The sequence below is a fragment of the Psychrobacter nivimaris genome (genome assembly GCF_009812035.1).
Taxonomy (GTDB): domain Bacteria; phylum Pseudomonadota; class Gammaproteobacteria; order Pseudomonadales; family Moraxellaceae; genus Psychrobacter; species Psychrobacter nivimaris.
In genome coordinates, this window is sequence record NZ_VZIZ01000009.1 from 43,918 (window position 1) to 65,592 (window position 21,675).

Below are 21,675 nucleotides of genomic sequence, written 5' to 3' on the forward strand. Positions count from 1 at the left end.
TAAGTCTACAAAAAGCCACGAAAGCTGTATTGAATTATCAAAAAGACATCTCTACAATGGGGTGTCTTTTTTTTGTCTAATAACCTCCTATAGTCGATTCTAAATAAAACAAATACGTTATATGTCAACGTGGAACTGGTATAAATTTTCCTTGCGTGCTGTGCCTGCACCGACAGAGGCTGCGTAAAATTTATCCCAGTCCCACTGTATCGTTTTTATACTGAACTCACTATAGTTAAACAATAATAGTATTTGACTATAGTCAAGACCATATAAAAGTGTTATAAACTAATTATCAAACCCAATTGTTATTATAAAGACCATGACTTACTCACTAGATTTCCGTATGCAAGTTCTTAAAAGCTTAGACGAGGGTATGACCTTTGCCGAGGCGGCTGAGTTCTATAATCTCAGCCCAACCACCATACAAAACTGGAAGCGGCGTGTTCATAGCAAAACAACCAGACAAACCAAACCCACTAAAATACCAGATGACGTGCTACTTAATGATGTCAAAGAACATCCCGATGATTACCAGTATGAACGAGCACGTCGTCTAAACTGTAGTAAAACAGGCATTCATCATGCCCTAAAGCGTCTAGGCATCAGTCAAAAAAAAGACTTTAGAACATCCAAAAGCCTGTCCGATCAAAAGAGCGATATATCAGAATAAGCTTGAGCACTTTAAGCAGCAAGGCTACCCCATTGTATATATGGACGAAAGCGGCTTTGAGCACGAGACCATTCGCTCTCATGGCTATGCACCGATTGGTGAGCCTTGTATCGATAGCTACAACTGGCAAGGTAAAAGGCGAACCAACGTTATCGGTGCTCTATATGAAAAGATGCTGTTTGCCCTAGATTACTTTAAGCACAACATCAACAGCATCGTCTTCTATCACTGGTGCAAACACAAGCTAATCCCAAGTCTTAAAACCAAATGCGAGATTGTGATGGATAATGCTCGATTTCACAAAAACAAACGCGTTCAAAAGCTACTCAACAGGCATGGTCATCGTATACTATGGCTGCCACCTTATAGCCCTGATTTGAACCCTGAGCGAGGATAAAGCAAAGCACTGCTTTGCCCGAGCGCAAGACGAGAGCTGTGCTCGAGTGGGAGAAAAAATGGGCTCAGGTGAAGTTTCTACGCCAAGGCTGGATGGAGAATGATTTATCTAAATTGTTTTATGATATTTGTTCAAGGAATAACAATTTTATTTTGAACTGACTATATCATAATGTATAAGTTTGGATGTTTAATTAGTTGTACTTAATACTCTTGATGGATAACTCTCTATGAAAATGCAGGAAATTGAAAGTTTTATTGTCAGAAAATTGCCAATCGATAGTGGGAAAAAGAATGTTTTAAATCGTCGTATTAATAAGCTAAAAAGAGATCCAAAAGGTTTTTTTCAATCATCGTATAAAAAGCGTAGCGCTCAGATATTAAGTAAGACACCTATCAAGCATAGAGGTGATAATAACTTCACAGTCGTATCTGCGGTCTATAACGTGGAGAAATATTTAGATGATTACTTTAAAAGTCTGGTTAATCAAAGTTTAAGTTTTAAAAGACATATCCAGCTTATACTAGTAGATGACGGCTCTACTGACAATTCTGCTGAAATTATTAAAAAATGGCAAAAAAAACACCCTAATAACATAAGGTATGTTTATAAAACAAATGGAGGCCAAGCTTCTGCACGCAATCTAGGTCTGCAATATGTCGATACGGATTGGGTAACCTTTATAGATCCTGATGATTTTATTAAATTTGATTTTTTTTTCCAGATAGAAAAATGTATTTCGAAGGAAAAAGACTTGAATTTAGTAGTAGCTAATATTATGCGATATGATGAGTATAATAGTTATACTGATTCGCATCCTTTAAAAAAACGTTTCGCTTTTAAAGGCTCTACGAAGGTTGTTAATACGAAGAACCAAGGCTCTAACATTCTAACTTCAGTATGCGGCACTTTCATACGTAAATCTTTGCTAGATAAACATAAAGCTGACCTGAAATTTAACGAAAACCTTAATATAGTTTTTGAGGACACACACTTCATTAATAAGTATATTTTGTTCAATTATAAAGGCAAGATTGGGCTTGTTAAAAATGCTAAATATTATCATCGTAATATGGAAGCTCATACAATTGATCCAGTATGGGAAGAAGCTAGTAATTTCGACACTACAATTTCAGAAAGCTTATTGGACCTATGTCAGATTTCACTAGCTAAGTTGCATTATATTCCGATTAGTATTCAAACAGTTGTGCTATATCATATTACTTGGATAGTCGCAAAAATAGTAGCTAATGATCTAGCTGTTATTTTTCTCGAAGACAGTCAAAAACAGCGATTTCTAGCTTTACTAGACGAAATATTTTATTATATTGATAAAGAGAGCATCCTTAGCTATGGTTATTCTAAGTCTTTATTTTCTAATAAAATTGGGCTATTAAATGTATTCAAAGGTGAAGCTATTGATGTTGGGCTACAAAGAGCATACATAGATAGCTATAACCATAATAAAAAATTATTTCGCGTTAGATATTTTAGTGACAGTCGCAATGATTTGATAAGCTTCAAATTCGATGGCAATGATGTTATACCTAGTCATATTAAGGTCCTACAGCATGACTTTCTAGATAGAGTGTTTTATTTTGAATATATAGTGTGGGTAAAAATTCCAGAAAAAAGTGATATTTTAAATTTGTTTATTGAAAATAGTCAAGCGATTCTACATCTCGGAACTCGGCGTTTTAAAAATCTAGGAATAAAAAATATATTTGATTTTTTCAAAGATACTGGTGAAATTACACCCCTCAATAAACAAACTTGGTTTTTCATTGATAGTGATTTGAAAGCTGATGATAATGCAGAACATTTTTATCGCTATGTTATGAATAATACGGAGATGCGTAAAGATCAATTGCTTTTTGGATTAAATTCGACCTCACATGACTGGGATAGATTAAAAGCAGAGGGTTTCAACCTTGTAGATGTTCAGGGGCCTGATGCCAATACAGCATTAAAAGCAAGTGATAAGATTTTGAGCTCAAATGCTAGTGACTATATTATGTATTTCGATGGAAGAAATAGTTTATTAAACAAAAATTTTGTGTTCTTACAGCATGGTGTTATACACAATGATTTATCAAAATGGTTAAAGGCGAAAAACTTTGACTTTTTCTTAACAAGTACAGTAGATGAGTATCATAGTATTTCAGGAGATATATCTCACTACTTCTTCACAGATAGAGAGGTAAAACTGACAGGTCAACCTCGTTATGACAGTTTGCTTGCAGGCAATGATACACAAAAGCAAATTCTTATAATGCCTACTTGGCGTAAGGATATAGTAGGGAGTCTTGTTAGTGGTAAAACTGCTGAGCGTGAATTTAATCCAAATTTCATGCAGACTGAGTATGCTCAAAGATGGCAAAGTCTTTTAAACAATAAAAAGCTAAAAAAATTGAGCTTGTTGTACGGCTATAAGATTGTTTATTTTCCCCATGCGAATGTACAAATTTACTCACATTTATTCGATATTCCAGATCACATCGAAGTCGTTACACATGCTACAAGCAGTATTCAACCTTTGTTTCAAAAATCAGCGTTTATGGTGACAGACTACTCTTCAGTGGCATTTGAAATGGCGTTTTTAAATAAGCAGGTTTTTTATTATCAATTTGACGAGAAGGAGTTTTTATCTGGAGCTCATACTTCTAAACCTAACTACTTTATATATAGAGAACATGGTTTCGGTCCTGTAGTTAATGAAGAGGATGCTTTATTAGCTGAGCTAGAGAAGGTATTGAAAAACGAAGGAAAGCCGATTGAACCCTATTTAACAAGGATGCAAAATACTTTTATTTATCGTGATACCAATAATTGTCAGCGAGTATATGAAGCCATTTTAGACTTAGATCGTCCTGATACATCGGTAACTTCTGTTGAAAAGATAATGGAGTATGCTGAGAAAGCAATAACTCATGCAGCTTGGGATCTTGCATTAGAGCGTATCGGTAATGCTCTTCAGCATTCTGATATTACGCAAGCGCAAGTGAAAAAAATTATACAAATAAAAGAGTCTGTGCTTCAAACTGGCTACCAAAACGAACCTGTTAAATTATCTAATATATTATGGCAAGAGGATCGTGCAGAAGAAGCGCTAGATGCTCTTAAACAAATAGATGATATAGAGGCATCAGAGGAGCTATTGCGTTTACGGGTTAAACTGGCTATCTTGAACAATGACTTCGTATTAGCTCGAGACTCACAGAAGCTATTACTAGAAAACTATAACGAACAATGTACTACCGAAGACTGGCAGTTTTATACACAGTTGGCTAGTATATAGACATAACTTCGATCAAAAAAAGAGCTTGTATAAGCTCTTTTTTCATAGGTATAGCAATCAGATGACACGTAATAAAGAAACAACTTTTAGTCAATATCAGCGCAAATTCAAAAAATTAAGAGAAACACCTGGTTTATTTTTCCGCGACTATTTTAATAAACGCTATCCTGTTACCAATACGGAAATGGGTGTTAACGAGTCCACAGAAACTGCTTTTTTAGAGTACTCAAATATCAACACTGTTGCCATGCCTGAAGATCGGGCTATAGATGTGGTATTTACTTGGGTCAACAATTTAGACCCCGTATGGCAAGACAAGTACAAAAATTTTGAGCAAGCCTATGATCGTGTCCAGATTGGCTTACATGCCACTGATAAAGCGCGTTTCGAAGACCATAATGAACTGTTTTATTCAGTCAAAGCAGTAAAAAGCTACTTACCATGGGTTAGGCATATCTATATCGTCACAGACAATCAGACACCTCAGTGGCTGCATGGTATGACAGGAGTAACAGTCGTTGATCATACTGAAATCATAGACCCTCAGTATTTGCCAACGTTTAATTCACATGTCATCGAGGCTTTTTTATATCGTATTCCTGGTTTGGCAGAGAATTTTATCTATTTCAACGATGATGTTTTTGTAGCAAAAGGGTTGCCTCAAGAGCATTTCTTTTCGGCAAATAATATCGCTTCGCTTTTTGTTTCTACTAAAAATTTATATGATATGCAACGACGAGGAGTAGAGACACCAACGCTAAAAGCATCGTTTAGAAGTATCGACCTTATTAGGAGGCATTACCCTTATGAGATCAAAAATACCTTAGTACATACTTATTTCCCACTGAAAAAATCAGGGTATGAGCATGCGTGGTCTTTATTTAACGATGAAATAACATCGTTTTTACCTAACAAGTTTCGTGGGCACAATGATATTAACATGGCATCGTTCTTGGTTCCTTGGTTGTTATACTGTGAGGCGAAAGCAATTGAAAAAATAGATATTTGTTATTATTTTAATATACGTACACGTCATGCATTAACGCGCTATAAAAAACTATTGGAGTTAAAAGCGGAAAATGCTTCACCACATTCTTTCTGTGCCAATGACTTTACAAGTAAAAAGGACAACGTGTTACAGGATTATCATGAGCATTTGATAGCAATGTTAGAAGAGTATTATGAATGATTATTGACTTAGTTTACTGTTAAACTAAGCCATTGATGTTAGATAGATAAAATCTATAATGAACACTGACAAAGATAATAAGGATAGCATGAAAAATAAAATCCTCGTCACAGGCGGTGCAGGCTACATAGGCTCTCATACTTGTATAGCCTTGCATCAGGCAGGCTATGAGATAGTTGTTTATGACAATCTATCTAACAGTAGCCGTGAAGCGATCAATCGTGTCTCTTACCTTATCGGCAAGCCCATTGAGTTTGTTAAGGGTGATATCCGTGATGTCAAGGCATTGAGACAAGTGTTCGATGCTCATCAATTCTTTGGTGTCATACATTTTGCGGGATTAAAAGCCGTCGGTGAGTCCGTGGCCAAGCCCTTACTATATTATAATAACAACGTCAGTGGTACCATCACCTTACTCGAAGTCATGGCGGAGTATAAGGTTAAAAACCTCGTGTTTTCTTCATCAGCTACGGTTTATGGTGATCCTGAGACCCTGCCTATCGATGAGACCGCCCCGCGTTCTTGTACCAATCCCTATGGTCAGAGCAAACTGACCGTCGAGCATATCCTAGAAGATCGAGCATATCCTAGAAGATCTAGCAGTCTCCGATACTGGCTGGAGTCTAATCTCTCTGAGATACTTCAATCCAGTAGGTGCGCATCCATCAGGGCAGATAGGCGAAGACCCAAACGACATTCCAAATAATCTCATGCCCTATATCTCGCAAGTCGCTGTCGGTAAGCTGGAGAAACTTAGCATCTTTGGCAATGACTATCCGACCGTCGATGGCACGGGCGTGCGTGACTTTATCCATGTCACTGATCTGGCAGCAGGTCATGTCGCGGCACTGAATTATTTACAGCAGCAAGTCAATGTACAGCAAAGCTCAGTAGGGTTTTTGCCTATTAATTTAGGGACTGGTACAGGTACGTCTGTGTTAGAGCTGGTCAATGCCTTTACCGATATCACAGGGCAGCGCGTGCCGTATCAGTTTGTCGCGCGCCGTGCCGGAGATATCGCCAGCTGCTATGCCAGTGCCGATAAGGCCAAAGCGCTACTTGGCTGGCACGCTAAGCTGTCTGTCGCTGAGATGTGTGCAGACACGTGGCGCTGGCAAAGTCAAAATCCGAATGGCTATTATGTATCATAATTTTTCTAATTGGTGTATATAGTATATAGTATATAGTATATAGTTTTTTCAAATCATATTTCTAATCTTAAAGAAGGACATAATTTATGTCATATAACATTGAGCAAGCACTTGATAACTTAGTAACGCCACATGGTAGCCCAGCCCTAAATATTCTTTTGCTTGAAGGCGAAATGCTAGAAAATGCTTTGAAAAAAGCAGAGACATTACCAAGTGTTACAATGAGTTCACGTGAGCGTGGTGATTTAATCATGTTTGGTATTGGTGGCTTCACTCCTCTAGACGGCTTTATGAACAAAGCGGATTGGCAAGGTGTCTGTGATGACATGGAGCTGAAATCAGGGGAGAATGAAGGTCTATTCTGGCCAATTCCTATCACATTATCAGCCAGTTCAGAGCAAGCGGAAGGCTTTGAGATTGGTGATGAAATTGCCCTGAAAGCCGAAGATGGCGAAATCATGGGTATCTTAACGCTTGAAGAGAAGTACACCATTGATAAAGAGCATGAATGCAGAACAGTGTTTGGTACAACAGATACTGACCACCCAGGCGTTAAAAAAGTCATGGAACAAGCTGATGTAAATTTGGCAGGTCGTGTTGAAGTGTTCAGCCAAGGCGAGTTCCCAACGGAGTATGCTGGTATCTATATGACACCAACGCAAACACGTGAAGAGTTTGCAAAAAAAGGTTGGAAGAAAGTTGCTGCTTTCCAGACACGTAACCCAATGCACCGTTCACATGAATACCTAGCTAAAATTGCAGTTGAAATTTGTGATGGCGTGATGATTCACTCGCTACTTGGTGCATTAAAACCAGGTGATATTCCTGCAGAAGTACGCCAAGAAGCGATTGGAACTCTAATTGATAATTACTTCAAAAAAGATACGGTAATTCAGTCTGGCTATCCATTAGATATGCGTTATGCAGGGCCTCGTGAGGCGTTACTGCACGCTTTATTTAGACAGAACTATGGTTGTTCAGAGCTAATCGTAGGACGTGATCATGCAGGTGTAGGTGATTATTACGGCGCATTTGATGCTCAAGATATCTTCGATCAAATTCCAGAAAATGCACTGAAGACCAAACCAATTAAAATTGATTGGACTTTCTGGTGTAATGCTTGCCAATCAATGGCATCTACCAAGACATGTCCACACGATGCAGATCAGCATATTAAAGTGTCAGGAACCAAGCTGCGTAAAGCATTGTCTGAAGATGAAGAGGTTCCTGAGAACTTTAGCCGCCCAGAAGTATTACAGATTCTTCGCGACTACTATGCAACGATTGCAAAAGAAGACCGTGCCAAAGTTGAGCTGAAAGGTGCTTCTGCTAAGTAATTAAAGAAACATAATTACAATTTAAATAGAAACCGAGCCGCATGATAATAATAGTAAGTTCAACTTTGATTATTAAAATGCGGTTTTTTTATACAGTAAATGGCTTATAAATTAGATACATTATGAAAAAGAAAATTATAGTTACTGGTGGTGCAGGGTTTATTGGTTCAGCTGTAGTTAGACATCTAATAAATGATACGGATCATACGGTGTTAAATCTAGATAAGCTAACTTATGCGGGCTGCTTGGCATCTCTTAGTGATGTTGAAAGTTCTGATCGCTATCAGTTTGTTCAAGCAGATATTTGTGACTTTGAGAAGTGTCAGTCTGTTATTAATGAGTTTCAGCCAGATATTATTATGCACTTAGCGGCTGAAAGTCATGTTGATAGATCTATTGACGGTCCAAAAGAATTTATTGAAACCAATGTTATAGGTACCTATAACCTGTTGGAGATATCTAGAGCTTACTATCAAGGTTTGAGTGATGATAAGCAAGCTGGGTTTCGATTCCACCATATCTCAACAGATGAGGTGTATGGTGATTTAGAAGGGACCGATGATTTATTTACTGAAACGACTTCTTATGCACCTAGCAGTCCATATTCAGCAAGTAAAGCTTCTTCAGATCACCTTGTCAGAGCTTGGCAGCGTACATTTGGACTGCCGACGTTGATAACGAACTGTTCAAACAACTATGGTCCTTATCATTTTCCTGAAAAGTTGATTCCACTAACGATATTAAATGCTTTAGCAGGAAAGCCTTTACCGATTTATGGAGATGGCAAACAAATTAGAGATTGGCTGTTTGTTGAAGATCACGCACGCGCTTTAGTTTTAGTGGCAACGACAGGTGATATTGGTGAAACCTACAATATCGGTGGTCACAATGAGAAGCAGAACATCGAAGTTGTCAAAACGATTTGTAAACATCTTGAGGTATTAGCACCTAATAAGCCTGAAGGTGTTTCAAATTACGAAGATTTGATTACTTATGTTACTGATAGACCAGGGCATGATGTTCGATATGCGATTGATGCATCGAAGATAGAAAAAGAGCTTGGCTGGACACCAAATGAGACCTTTGACACAGGTCTCAAGAAAACAGTGCAGTGGTATTTGGATAATCCCACTTGGTGGCAGTCTATCCAAGATGGCTCTTACCAAGACATCAACAACAAATTGGCGAAAAAATAATGGCTAAGAAGATAGTACTCCTTGCACATACAGGGCAGGTTGGCTTTGAGTTACATCGTCAGTTACAGTCTTTGGGTTCTATTATCACAGTCAGTCGTGGTGACGTGGACTTTTTAGACTCTGATGCTGTGTATAAGCATATTGATGAGCTAGCGCCTGACATTATTGTCAACGCTGCTGCATATACGGCAGTTGATAAGGCAGAAACAGATGAGAACAATGCCTTTGCTTTAAATAGAGACTTACCAGAGGTTTTGGCAAAACTAAGCGTGACGCATGATGCTCTATTGGCTCATTACTCATCTGACTATGTTTACCCTGGTGATGGTGAAAAACCTTGGTCAGAAGATGACTTAACAGGACCTCAGAATTTATACGGTCGGTCAAAGCTTGAAGGCGATTTAGCAGTAGAGAGTATTGCCTCAAAATTTCTGATTTTTAGAACAAGTTGGGTTTATGCGGCTCGAGGCAACAATTTCCTGCTCAGTATGCTGAGGTTGGGTCAAGAGCGAGAAGCGCTTAATATTGTGAGTGATCAAATTGGCGCACCAACACCAGCACGTTTGATTGCAACGGTCACCTCACTGTGTATTCAAAAGTTTATGGCGTCTAACAATGCTAATAAATTGAGCGGTGTTTATCATTTAGCACCAAGAGGATTCACCAGTTGGCATGGCTTTGCTCAAATGATATTTGAAAGAGCGCGTGCAGAAGGTGTCACGTTAGCCTTAAAAGAAGACGGTCTGGGTCAAATAGAGTCTACTGAATACCCAACACCAGCAGCCCGTCCTTTAAACTCGCGCTTAAGTCTCGATAAAATAGAATCAGCGTTTGGTCTAGCAATGCCAACATGGCAAAGTCAGTTATGCTTAACATTTGATGAATGGCTGGAAATGAATAAAAGTTAGGTTTTTTTAGTGAGATTTGAGTGAAATTGGTGTGGCTAGAACAAATAGCTTAACTGCAAATTAAGTTTATCTGTATTTTAAATGAAAATAAAATTAATAAGGTTGAAGCAATTATGACAAAAGGTATTGTGCTGGCAGGCGGTTCGGGAACACGGTTGCACCCTATCACCATGGGTGTTTCAAAGCAGCTACTGCCTGTTTATGACAAACCTATGATTTACTATCCAATTTCGGTATTAATGCTTGCTGGAATTTCTGAAATACTGATTATCTCTACGCCTGATGACATGCCAGCCTATCAAAAACTATTAGGCACGGGTGAAAGGTTTGGCGTTAAATTCAGTTATGCAGTTCAGCCAAATCCAGATGGCCTTGCCCAAGCCTTCATTATCGGTGAGGAGTTCATTGGTGATGACTCCGTTTGTTTAGTGCTGGGTGATAATATATTCCATGGTCAACATTTTTCTGTACAGCTAAAACAAGCTGCTGAACGTAAAAATGGTGCAACAGTATTTGGTTACTTGGTTAATGATCCTGAGCGCTTTGGTGTGGTTGATTTCGATGAGAATGGAAAAGCCATCTTGATTGAAGAAAAGCCAGCTAATCCAAAATCAAACTATGCTGTTACTGGCCTGTACTTCTATGACAACGATGTTGTTTCAATTGCTAAGTCTGTTAAGCCATCTGATCGTGGAGAGCTTGAGATCACTTCAGTCAATAATGCTTATTTAGAACGTGGAGATTTGTACGTTGAGAAATTAGGCCGCGGCTTTGCTTGGTTAGATACGGGAACTCATGACTCACTGCTTGAAGCAAGTAGTTATGTACAGACTGTTGAACATCGTCAAGGTTTAAAAGTAGCTAGCCTTGAAGAGATTGCTTGGCGTAATGGATGGATCGATGACAAGCAGCTTGTAGCTGAAGGTAATAAATTCAAGAAAACGCAGTATGGACAGTATTTATTAAAGTTGCTTGAAAGCTAATACCTAATAATTTACCTCTCTCTCGTTTTGGCACAGTTGCTTATACAAAATATTGGTAAAATATTAAATAAGTGCGTAATCAAGGTTGAATGCTATGGAATATAAGAAGTTAGAAATACCCGATGTGGTTTTAATGACCCCTCCTGTATTTGGTGATGAAAGAGGTTTCTTTATGGAAACCTTCCGTCAATCAGAGTTTGAAAAAAACTGTGGTAACTACCAGTTTGTGCAGGATAATCACAGCAGTTCATCAAAAAATATATTGCGCGGTTTGCATTATCAACATGAGAAGCCACAAGGGAAACTGGTCCGAGTTGTTCGGGGTGAAGTATTTGATGTGGCTGTTGATATGCGTAAAGACTCACCGACATTTGGTCAGTGGGTAGGTGAATACCTGAGTGCAGATAACAAACGAATGCTTTGGGTTCCCTCTGGTTTTGCCCATGGTTTTATCGTTACCAGTGAGCAAGCTGAGTTTGTTTACAAATGCACGGACTATTACAATCCGGGTGATGAATACTCTTTGATGTGGAATGATGACACTATTGGAGTTGACTGGCCTGCAGGTGTTGAACCAATACTTTCAGATAAAGACGCTAAGGGGCTTACGTTCGAAGAAGCACCTAAGTTTTAGCTCACCCCACCATTGGTTATCATATACAAAAAGCCTCTATCTTAAGATAGAGGCTTTTTGCTAGCTAATCTTTTGAAGTAAGTGGCTGTTAACCTTAACCTAGGTTAGGTAATGTGTATTAATCACTTGATTGGTAGTCGAGTTGACTACTTTAATCGTAGATTTTGCGGCAAAGGCAGCTTTAGGTAGTTTGCAAGCATACCCAACATAGCCGTTACGTGGCACACCAAAGGTCCTCATGTTTAGTAAAAGCTGGTCTGCAGTTATTTCTTGGAAGAGCTCTTCGTCTATATAAAGACTTAAGTGAACAGCCTCATCATTATCCATGGTATAGGCCCAACCATGTATGCGTAGCTTTTCGATAGAAGAATCGCCATACGTCCAAGGCTGTGTTTGCTTAAATAAAGCCTTTCTTTCCTCAAACATATGAAGGGCTATTTCGTAAAGATCGAAATCAGTTTTATTGTTTATTTTGATTAATTCGTAAACGTCAGTGGTAGGCTCGGGTTTCTTAATAATGCCTTTATTGCTATTGAGTTCCGTTAGGTTTAAGTTGTACATTTTATTAATCATAGCTAGGCTTAATGCATATTGTTCTGTCATACCTATAAAGCCGATTTGACGAAGTGGCAAACCAGCTAAATATTTTGACTGAACATTCTGATAGCGTTTATCAGTAACAAAGGTCTCTAAGCTTTCGCTATAATTGTTGTGATATGTGTGATGGCTATAGTGAGACAATACTTGATCTATAGGATTCCTAATGAAACAGAATATATTTTGAGATCGGAAGTGGAATCTATTCGTTTTTAGTCTCGTATGCCCTGTAAATACTTTAACATTATGAGTCTCTAGATAGCTTTCAAAGTCAAAGCCATTATTGCGGATATTATGAATAACATCGCTTGTTTCTGAGTTTTGTCCATAATCCTTTAATAAGCGATTAGGATACTCCCTTTCCAAGGCGTGTCTTAAGCTAGTGCCTGCAGTTTTTGGGATATGTATAAAAAACAGTGTTTCATTCATTTTATAACCAACTAAAGTAGTAACGATGGGCTCACATTAGACCGTGAAGTTTTCTTTATTTGCAGCAAAATTAGGGTTGTGATATGGGTCGCTCTTAATATAGGTGTCCCACTTGTGATGCATATATCCCACCTCTTTTAAGAATCGAGCTTTCTTTTCAGGTGTGGTATCTTTGCCACGAGATAATGATTCATAATGGTATAACTCTGCATAAGGAGTCCAAACATTACGATACCCTTTTTTGAAAGACTTAAGACACAGGTCAACATCATTATAAGCAACCGGTAATTTCTCTTCTTCAAACCCATCAATTTCTTCAAAGACAGAACGACGAATAGCTAGGCATGCACCAGTGACCGCTAAATAGTTCTGAACCTGTTTCAGCCTACCTAAGTAACCATCGCTGTCTTGATCAAAAAATCGATGCGAGTGGCCTGCCACATGTCCTAGGCCCATAATGACCCCTGCATGTTGAATAAGGCCATTCTCATAATATAGCTTAGCACCCACACAGCCAATATCTTCTCTTAGAGCTTGGCGTACCAGTTCTGTTAACCAGTTGGCACTTATGACTTTTACGTCATTATTCAAGAATACTAACACTGGAGCACTGGTATGTTTGGCAGCAAAGTTATTGATTGCTGAATAATTGAAAGGATAAGGGTAGTCCAAGCAAGTCACATTGGTATGTTGTGATACTAAGCGCTCAAAGTATTCTAAAGAGCTGGCTTTTTCACTATTGTTGTTAACTATAATAATCTCATAGTTGGTATAGGTTGTATTGGTAAAAATGCTATCAACAGCTGTTTTTACAAGGTCAATACGGTCCTTAGTAGGAATAATTATGGCTACTTTAGGTAGGTTATGTGGAAGTGGCCAAATAATATGGTGAGTATTTGGAAGCATGCCTGCATTGATTGTGACACTGGGGTTTACTGTTTTAAAGAACTGTGTAATGCATTGCAAGCTACTAAAATGCTGCAACTCTATAGGCCCTTCATAGCTTAGAGAATATGTACTTGCGGTACTATCTGTTTTATCTCTCAAAACCCTATGCAATAATATCTTAGAAATATGAGCAATATTGTGAGGTGACTGTTGGCTCGTTTTTAAATAATGATGATATAGAAATGAATCTTGGAGTACAGGGTCAAAGCCACATTGTTTTACAAAGCTAGAATAAGAGATGTAGCAACTATTGCCAATATAGTTTTGTGAATAGAGTAGATCAATATTTAAATTTTGCTTGAAGATAGGATGCACTCTTTGCTCTTTATAGAGACGGTCTTCATCAAAATAAATAATTTCACAGTTTGATTGTTGTTTTATATAATGAGTTAGCTCGCTAAAGATATATGGTGACAGTGTGCAAGCTTGAGTACTGTCGATGAAAAGACAATGTGAAGGTTTGTTAACACTTAGAAAAATGTTTAAGCGGTATACAATTTTATCGACACTTACCGTTATCACATCAAGGGTTTCAGAAGTATGTTCATTTAGGATGCTTTTTTTGTCACAAGCAATGGTGCTCAATAATAAGACTTTATTTTTTGTCTCAAAGTGCATCAACTGATTTATGAGTTGTTTACAGTTACGAAGCTGCGAGGGAGTACGTGCCATCAAGATGATTTGAAACTCTAATGTATCGGATATGACGGGGAACCATAGTTTGGGCTCTTTAAATCTAATCCATTGTATATAGTTACTCTGGTTTTTATGAGTAGGAAAGAAAGTATCGTATAGCTCCCAACACTCTTCAAAGGATAACTCTTTCAGTTCATCATTAGAATATTCTGATTTTTTGATTATCTTTTGCTGAATTTTTTTCCTTGCAAAATTTTGAGAAACTTTATTGATTGTTATCGATATATCTATCGTTTTTGAAGGTTTATCAGATGATAAGAAGATTTCTTGAATAGACTCAGGCAGCCATATCAGACGTTTATGCTTCCCTTTTCTAACTACTGGTAGTGAGTAGTAAACCGATTTATCAGATTTCAACTGAATATGAATTTTATAATAACCTAGTGAGCACTCACATTTCGCATCCAGCTCAAAAAAATAGAAACCATATAGTAGGCTTTTTTCAAAAGATGAAAAAAGCAATTGATAGATAGTAGGTTGTCTCGTGGTTAGTTCAGTGTCGACAAAATTAAAAGAAGCTGCTGCTCTAACTTGAGGGGTGATTTTATAGTTAAGCCAAGAAAGGATTTTCATAGACAGTTATATCATTATATTTTAGAGATATTAAGTAACGCATTTTCGATCCTTTTAAGTCATATCTATCAAATTTTATTCTCATTAATAAAGCTACTTTTATGATAGTTTCTAACAGACTGTCCTAACCAAACATCAGCTAGACTACCGATGTCTATAGCCATCCCTCCTTGATCTTTAATTACGGAGCAGTAATACTTTCCTAATAGCCCAGCACTGACTAAAAATAACTCACCATTTTCTACATTATCAATAAGTTCACTGTTTATAATTTCTTCAAACCTATTCGGGTAATGAATGTTTTCAGGTGTTGAGCTAATATTTAAAGCCTGGGGAGGGATCAGAATGGTTTTACCTGGGTTTATCGCAAAAGCTTTTTCCATCGTAGATAGTAGGTTTGGATAACAAGTAATTACGGATATTCTATGAGCATATTTCAATAGCTCAGGTAGACAGGGTGCAAGTTGTTTATGTACATGCCATTGGCATAATATCTTTTGAGAGAGAGTATAGGCGGGCAATTGCATAAGAGACGCTCTCACACTAACCACACCAGTAGACCCCCTAAGTTTTAGCTCTTGTTTAGGAAGAGTTGTGATGTTCTGAAGTTGCTGGTTATGCTGAGCCTTAGTTGGTATGCCAATAAAGTCTGCATTGAGTATGGCTTTGATCAAATACTCTGAAAAGGTATCCCACTGCTTGGCCTCTGGTGCATTATTGCCGAACATCATATCCAATATATAATACATACAGTAACTTGCCAAATATGGATATTTGACAGAGTTGTAGTACCAAAATAATATATTACCCTCTCCATCCCCAAGCCTAATCAGAGAAAAAGGTCTATAGGTGGATATGTACTCTTGCAATTTAGCGATGAGTAAATCTTCACACTCCGGTTTTGACAAGTTGCTTTCAACCAAATCATCGATAATATTATTAAATCTATCAAATAGAGGGCCATCCTCTGAAAATATTTTTACTTCTTCAAAAGCTAGGTTGGAAAAACCTGGGCGTGTAATATTTTTTTTAGTTAATACTATTTCAGAAAGCTTGGTGCTTTTCGACATTTTACTCAACCTTTTCGTCAATAAACTTACTTAATAACAGCTTTTTTTCAGGAATAAGCTGAATAATAGTTTCTAAATCTTCCTCAAGAGTAGCAGTGTTTGGACACTTTGGTTTATCAGCGAAATCTCGCATTATTAAGGTAGTGCATCGGTTACTTAGGAATTGATTATTATCGTGATATAACTCACGTAATTTTGTAGCGACGCTATCAGCAATAAAAAAACCATTTGCAAAGAGGGGTTTGTTAGTCGTAGCAATTTTTGAGAGTCTTCGATATAGCGGTGCATCTGAACTGTATCCAAGCCGATTATACTGGAGTTTAAAATATAAAAGATTGCCACCTATAGACGGATTTGATTCGCTTTCTAGTTGCTTAAATCCACTCTCTGGTTTTTGCAAGTCTAGTCCTGAAATAGATAGAAAGTCATCTATAATATCTTGATTCTTCAGTGCGCTTCTATGAAAATAGTGTGCCGATATACTGTCTGCAATTTCTGCCCACCTATTATAGAAGGCTTGATAATTGAGCTGAGTCTGTTCCGCATAAAGCTCGAAGTCTCTAGACTCATTAGTGTTTTGTACTCTTTGAGCATAAGCGCTTTGCAAGTAGTCTAAAATTTCACGAAAGTACACAACAATATGCAAGTGGTAGTCACTAAAAAAATCGCGAAGTCCGTCTAAGTCCCTACAGTTTTGAAAGCCTTCACTGCTTATTATGATATTATCAAAGTTTCTAACCTCGCGTTTTAGTTGGGCTTTTAGTTGTTGATATTCTTTGCTATCGCGTTCCGGTCTTTCAAGGAAAGAAGCTAGACGATGATGTGCGACCTGTTTGCCTCGACCAGTATTAGGGTACAAAACCCCCATGTTTTTTAGAATATCGCTATTAGTATGCAAAAAGCCTTGTAGAGATGATGTGCCAGATTTATGACGCCCAATGTGCAGTATTACCTTTTTCATTACAGACCTTCTTCTTGATGGGATAAGGATATTCTATTTAATCCTTCTAAAAGCGCCAGCCAGCCAGCATCAAATGAGTAGTTGCTACGGTAGAAGTTTTGCATATTTGTAGATGCCTGCAACCATTGCTCATCACTCATCTGCATGATAGTAGCAATTTGCTCGGCAAATAGTTCAGGTTCGTCGTAAGCTGATAGTATGCTTGCCACATTTTTGATTCCTTCTAAGCCTATAGCTGTCGACACAATAGGGATGCCATTCTTAAATCCTTCGATAACCTTTCCTTTAACACCAGCGCCTGATAGTAAAGGTATAGCAATTACACGACTGCGGTGATAAATAGCATCTAACTCATCATCAGACACCGCGCCGTGAATAATAACGTTATGATGTTTTTCACTTAGTTTGTATATCTCATCACTTGGGTTTGGGCCGACAATATTGATAATGATACTATTGTCACTTATATGAGGCAATATCGACTCTATCAACCAAATAACAGCTTCTTGATTTGGTTTATGGTTCATGCCACCTACAAAAGTTACTTCATGACCAGTTGGTGCCTCATTATATGTGGGGATCTGATTCATATCTTTGCTAATATAAAGTGGTAAGACACCCACGTTATCAAGTTTATATTTATCTCTTAAATACTGCTTTTCATACTCGCTTGGCGTAAAGGCAAAATCCATACTGGCAATGAGCTTCACTTCATTTGGTTCATTTCGTTTTATTAGCTCTGCTAGCTTTGTATCTCCAGCATTGATCGCTTGTCGGTATTCACGCAAAGAGTGGATATCGTGGACAAAATAAAGCATTGGTATTTGATGCTCTTGGCACGTTACTACATGAGATGCTGCCACATGAGGTCTATTTAATATAACTGCGTCCACATAGCCTTTAGTACCAATCAGCCAGTTATTCCAATCATACTCTACACCGAGTGCTGGTGGGTAAAAGGTTTCTATACCCATCTGCTCAAGCTCACGTGCAAATTGTAACTGTCTTAAGTTCTCTACTTTGCAAGCAAGATACTTCACAACATAGCCTTTATCTAGTAGCAGCTCGATATAGTTAAAGGTATGTCTAGCACCTGCGTGACGATCGTATTCGGGCAATAGATAGTCAATAATGGCGATAACAGGCTTGTCTATACTGCGCTCTCGCGCATTAAGAATATGCGCACCAGTAGTATGCTCACGAGCTAAGGTTTCTTCCCATTTCTCGAAAAAATTCTGTTTATTAATAACTTGATAAGCTTTGATGCCTGAGCCTGTGTCTGTACCATGCGATTTGCCCTCAAAGTGAACTACTTGGGAGGCTGGCTGCAGAACTACCTGACCACCATTATCTCTCGCCTGCATGCATAGGTCAGTGTCTTCATAATAAGCGGGTTCAAATAACTTATCAAAACCGCCAACCTTTCCCCAAAACTCGTGGGTGACCATTAAGGCTGCGCCTGAAATATAGTCGCAAGGTTTGATATAACAATATTCAGGTTTACTAGGTGTGTCATCATTACGGCCATAGTTGGCGCCGCCTGCATTCTCCCAAACAATACCACCTGCCTCTTGTAGGCTACCGTCAGCATAAATTAACTTTGATCCTGTGATGAGTGTCTCTGGGTACTTCTCATAAACAGACGTTAAGCTCGAGAGCCAATGAGGCTGAACTTGGGTGTCATTATTTAAAAATAGAAGATATTTCCCACGAGCTTTACTTGCCCCTAGATTACAGTTACCAGAGAAGCCTAGGTTTTTTGGTGTGCGCGATATGATTAAGTTTTTAAAATGATTGCTGGCGTTGATTGTCTCATCGGTTGAGCAGTCATCTGCTAATATAATCTCGTATGGCGTTTCATCTTGATTGGTAAAGGCAAGTATAGAGGCCAAACAATCTGCTGTATAAGACCACTCGTTATAAACAGGTACAATGATCGATACCATTGGTTCATCAACATGAGAGATTTGGTAACCTCGATCGCGTTGATGACTGAGTAAGAATGGCGTAGCACCTTCAAATGGACTGGCAGGGCGAATAACCTCAAAGTCATAACCACTATCTGCAGCAATGTAAAGAAACAGTCTTTCAATAACGTGTGCTAAGGTAGCGTTCATCTGGCTATCTTCTGTCTCAAAGTCCTCTAAGCTTAATTTACCTGAGAATAAGGGAGCCATTGCTTTTGGTCTAAACCAGAACATAGAGCCTGCTGGAAATTGCAGCTCAAAGCGACTGAGTATGTTGTTATCTATGCCAAGTTTGGTCAGGGTGCTCTTCCCATAATCCAACATGCTTTCCCAGTGCATGTGTTCTACAATTGCTGGAAATGGTAGGGCAGTTAAGGCGCCAATATTTTTCTTCTTATCCGCCAGTTTATCCAACAGATGACTTATATAGACGGGGCTATGTAGTAAATTATCAAGACTATAATCAAGCCAACCTGATAAAGCGCTTCCATAGGGGCTCTTCTTGGAGTGCAGATGCAAGGCAAAATCGTACTCTAGCATCTCTTTGGCAAACCCAATAACCATCGGAGCAATGTCTCTACCACGATTAGGTAGTACCTTAATGTTTAGAGTATCTAAGTTATCAATTTTATTAAATGTGTTCTTTAAAATAATGGCTTTGTCTGCAGTATCGGTGGATACCAATAGATCAAAAGGGTAGGGTATGTTATTTAAGTATCTGACAAAGGTGTCACTAAGCTCTGGATAATACATATGAGCCATAACGGCGATAGTACCTGGCGCATCTGGCTGAGCCACGACATCAAAAAAGTGCCCCGTTGCCAACGCTTGAGGGATGGTTTGACTCAAAGCATTGGTAGAATAGCCTTGAGTTTGACCAATCTTTATATAATGGACTAGAGGGTTGAGTGTCTTAACCTCATCAGGAGTCATTTGAGCTTTATAATAGCGATTGTTGAAAGTGGCACTCGGATCACGATTTTCGAAAGACCCAAACTGTAAGTAATGGGTAAGCGGGTCCATTCCTGCATTTAGAACATCTGGATATTTATTCAAATAAAAATGAGGATCAAAAGTATTGCTACTTTTAACCAATAAATAATCCTCTCTCAACGATGCAGGGAGTTTAGACAGGTTTTGATGAAATATCGCAGGGGACGTTTGTCGACCTTCATGAACGCCATGAAGAAGAAAATGTATGAGCGGATTAACACCAGCTTGTCTGATATCAGGATGCTTGGACAAATAAAACCCTGTATCGAAAAGCTTAGAAGGGTTTCGGCCTTCTTTCCAACCGTTATTCAGGTAATGTAGAGCAGGGTCTACTGCAGCATTGATGACATCAGGATAGGTGTCCAAGTAATAATCTGCATCAAAAAGCTTGCTTTTTTTAAGTCGCGTCATATCCTGGTCGATACGTGCTAGTTGGCTTTCAGTCACGTACTCTTGGTTATCTGGGTGCGTTATATAGTGGTATAGACTGTTAACGCCATCTGCGATACCCGCATGTTTTTTATAAAAATTGGTATTAAAATGAGGACTAGGGTCACGGCCTTCGTCATTTCCATGTAGTACATAATGAGTGATAGGGTGAAAATTGTTTTCGACAACATCTGGATAATGGGCTTTATACCAAATTTCATTAAATAATTTTGAATTTTTTATTTGGCGAACTATTTCTAGTTGCTTTTTAGTGAGTTTATTGTATTTATAAACGAACATTTATATCACCACTCCTATCAGTTTTTTTATGTTGACCGTCTGTCTTTTCAGTTAGGTTCTTTTTGAGTACTTGTTGTATCTGTTCTCAAATACTTTTTGAGCAGTTTCATATAAAATAATTTCTCCCTTCAACGCATCTAACATCTTAGAATAAGTCTCTTTGGAAAGGTTGTCTTGAACATATTTGGTTTTGTCATCGATATTTTTGGAGGCTTCTGATATATTCTGCTGAGCAGGTTTAATGTTTTTTGTAAGCTCAGGAAAGTAAGTCTCTAAACGGTGACAAATGAATTCAAAAGATTCATCGAAACGATCTACTAAACCAAAACATCTAGCCGTCTGCATGTTATTTAATGCGCTATTGACAACGATGTCAGTCAGCTCATCACGATTCCAGTTCTTTATATAACGGTTGTCTGCAATGGTCGCAAGTTGTATTCCAAAGCATGCATTAATTTTTGGATTATTTAAATTTCGGCGAACATACATCTCCATCGTAACGTCATCATTCATCAACTTTTGTACGTCTTTTTCGAAGTGATAGCATGATTGGATACGCTCTATAGGGTTACGTAAGAAAAAGACAGGATGGAATATTACACCTGAGTAGACAGGTACGGGTAGCCCTACTTGATGTGATGTAATGACCCGAGATTCTGGATGAGCTTGTTGTATTTGAGTTAGATGTTCGATGCTAATACGGGCACCCGGATTTTCAGTATCGTAAGAAGTCATTTGATCTTGAAAGAGTTTTGATAAAGCACGATCGAAGGTGGTACCTGCATTTTTAAAAATATGCAGATGTAGCAAAACGTGATGTAGGAAATGAGTGTCCATAAAACCCCATAATTTCTATTCAGATGTAGTTAATAAAAGTATATCATGAACTTTAAGTAAGAAATATTCGAATGCATTATCTGTTGAGCTTAGGGTTAAGTTAATAGAT

The 21,675-nt window shown here is 38.2% G+C and carries 15 protein-coding genes and 1 pseudogene; 10 read left to right on the forward strand and 6 right to left on the reverse strand.

The window, feature by feature from the left end; translation table 11 throughout:
• The first annotated feature begins 322 nt into the window (after positions 1-322).
• The 10 genes and pseudogenes from FQV37_RS04115 (at position 323) to rfbC (ending at position 11,766) form a co-directional block, all read left to right on the forward strand.
• Positions 323-673 carry an IS630 transposase-related protein gene (locus FQV37_RS04115; RefSeq protein ID WP_160021404.1) on the forward strand — a complete coding sequence of 117 codons (351 nt, stop codon included), beginning with the start codon at positions 323-325 and terminating at the stop codon, positions 671-673.
• A gap of 40 nt (positions 674-713) precedes the next feature.
• Positions 714-1,070, forward strand: coding sequence for a transposase (locus tag FQV37_RS04120; protein WP_160021405.1), 357 nt, complete (start codon positions 714-716; stop codon positions 1,068-1,070).
• Between the two features lie 229 nt (positions 1,071-1,299).
• Complete coding sequence (locus tag FQV37_RS04125) at positions 1,300-4,368, forward strand: CDP-glycerol glycerophosphotransferase family protein (RefSeq protein ID WP_160021406.1); 3,069 nt, start codon at positions 1,300-1,302, stop codon at positions 4,366-4,368.
• 61 nt (positions 4,369-4,429) lie between these two features.
• Entirely contained in the window at positions 4,430-5,557 is a 1,128-nt protein-coding gene (locus FQV37_RS04130) for a stealth family protein (protein WP_160021407.1), read from the forward strand.
• Between the two features lie 46 nt (positions 5,558-5,603).
• A pseudogene (gene galE, locus FQV37_RS04135) lies at positions 5,604-6,708 on the forward strand (UDP-glucose 4-epimerase GalE).
• 86 nt (positions 6,709-6,794) lie between these two features.
• Positions 6,795-8,045, forward strand: a complete 1,251-nt coding sequence (sat, locus tag FQV37_RS04140; protein WP_160021408.1) for a sulfate adenylyltransferase — start codon at positions 6,795-6,797, stop codon at positions 8,043-8,045.
• A gap of 122 nt (positions 8,046-8,167) precedes the next feature.
• Positions 8,168-9,241 (forward strand): dTDP-glucose 4,6-dehydratase, encoded by a 1,074-nt coding sequence (gene rfbB, locus FQV37_RS04145; RefSeq protein ID WP_160021409.1) that lies wholly within the window; start codon positions 8,168-8,170, stop codon positions 9,239-9,241.
• On the forward strand, positions 9,241-10,149 hold the full coding sequence (rfbD, locus tag FQV37_RS04150; protein WP_160021410.1) for a dTDP-4-dehydrorhamnose reductase: 909 nt from the start codon (positions 9,241-9,243) through the stop codon (positions 10,147-10,149). The genes rfbB and rfbD overlap by 1 nt, the downstream gene beginning before the upstream one ends.
• A gap of 113 nt (positions 10,150-10,262) precedes the next feature.
• Positions 10,263-11,132 (forward strand): glucose-1-phosphate thymidylyltransferase RfbA, encoded by an 870-nt coding sequence (gene rfbA, locus FQV37_RS04155; protein ID WP_160021411.1) that lies wholly within the window; start codon positions 10,263-10,265, stop codon positions 11,130-11,132.
• A gap of 94 nt (positions 11,133-11,226) precedes the next feature.
• On the forward strand, positions 11,227-11,766 hold the full coding sequence (gene rfbC / locus FQV37_RS04160; RefSeq protein ID WP_160021412.1) for a dTDP-4-dehydrorhamnose 3,5-epimerase: 540 nt from the start codon (positions 11,227-11,229) through the stop codon (positions 11,764-11,766).
• A 99-nt stretch (positions 11,767-11,865) separates the two neighbouring features.
• Here rfbC and FQV37_RS04165 read toward each other — a convergent pair whose 3' ends face one another.
• The 6 genes from FQV37_RS04165 to FQV37_RS04190 form a co-directional block, all read right to left on the reverse strand.
• Positions 11,866-12,792, reverse strand: a complete 927-nt coding sequence (locus FQV37_RS04165) for a sulfotransferase family 2 domain-containing protein (RefSeq protein ID WP_160021413.1) — start codon at positions 12,790-12,792, stop codon at positions 11,866-11,868.
• Between the two features lie 36 nt (positions 12,793-12,828).
• Positions 12,829-15,009 (reverse strand): glycosyltransferase family 2 protein, encoded by a 2,181-nt coding sequence (locus FQV37_RS04170; RefSeq protein WP_160021414.1) that lies wholly within the window; start codon positions 15,007-15,009, stop codon positions 12,829-12,831.
• Positions 15,010-15,077: 68 nt separating this feature from the next.
• Positions 15,078-16,079, reverse strand: coding sequence for a hypothetical protein (locus FQV37_RS04175; RefSeq protein ID WP_160021415.1), 1,002 nt, complete (start codon positions 16,077-16,079; stop codon positions 15,078-15,080).
• A gap of 1 nt (position 16,080) precedes the next feature.
• Positions 16,081-17,040 carry a hypothetical protein gene (locus FQV37_RS04180; protein WP_160021416.1) on the reverse strand — a complete coding sequence of 320 codons (960 nt, stop codon included), beginning with the start codon at positions 17,038-17,040 and terminating at the stop codon, positions 16,081-16,083.
• A complete protein-coding gene (locus FQV37_RS04185; protein WP_160021417.1) occupies positions 17,040-20,729 on the reverse strand; it encodes a rhamnan synthesis F family protein in 3,690 nt (1,229 codons plus the stop codon). The genes FQV37_RS04180 and FQV37_RS04185 overlap by 1 nt, the downstream gene beginning before the upstream one ends.
• A gap of 51 nt (positions 20,730-20,780) precedes the next feature.
• Complete coding sequence (locus FQV37_RS04190; protein WP_160021418.1) at positions 20,781-21,566, reverse strand: sulfotransferase family 2 domain-containing protein; 786 nt, start codon at positions 21,564-21,566, stop codon at positions 20,781-20,783.
• Positions 21,567-21,675 lie beyond the last annotated feature (109 nt).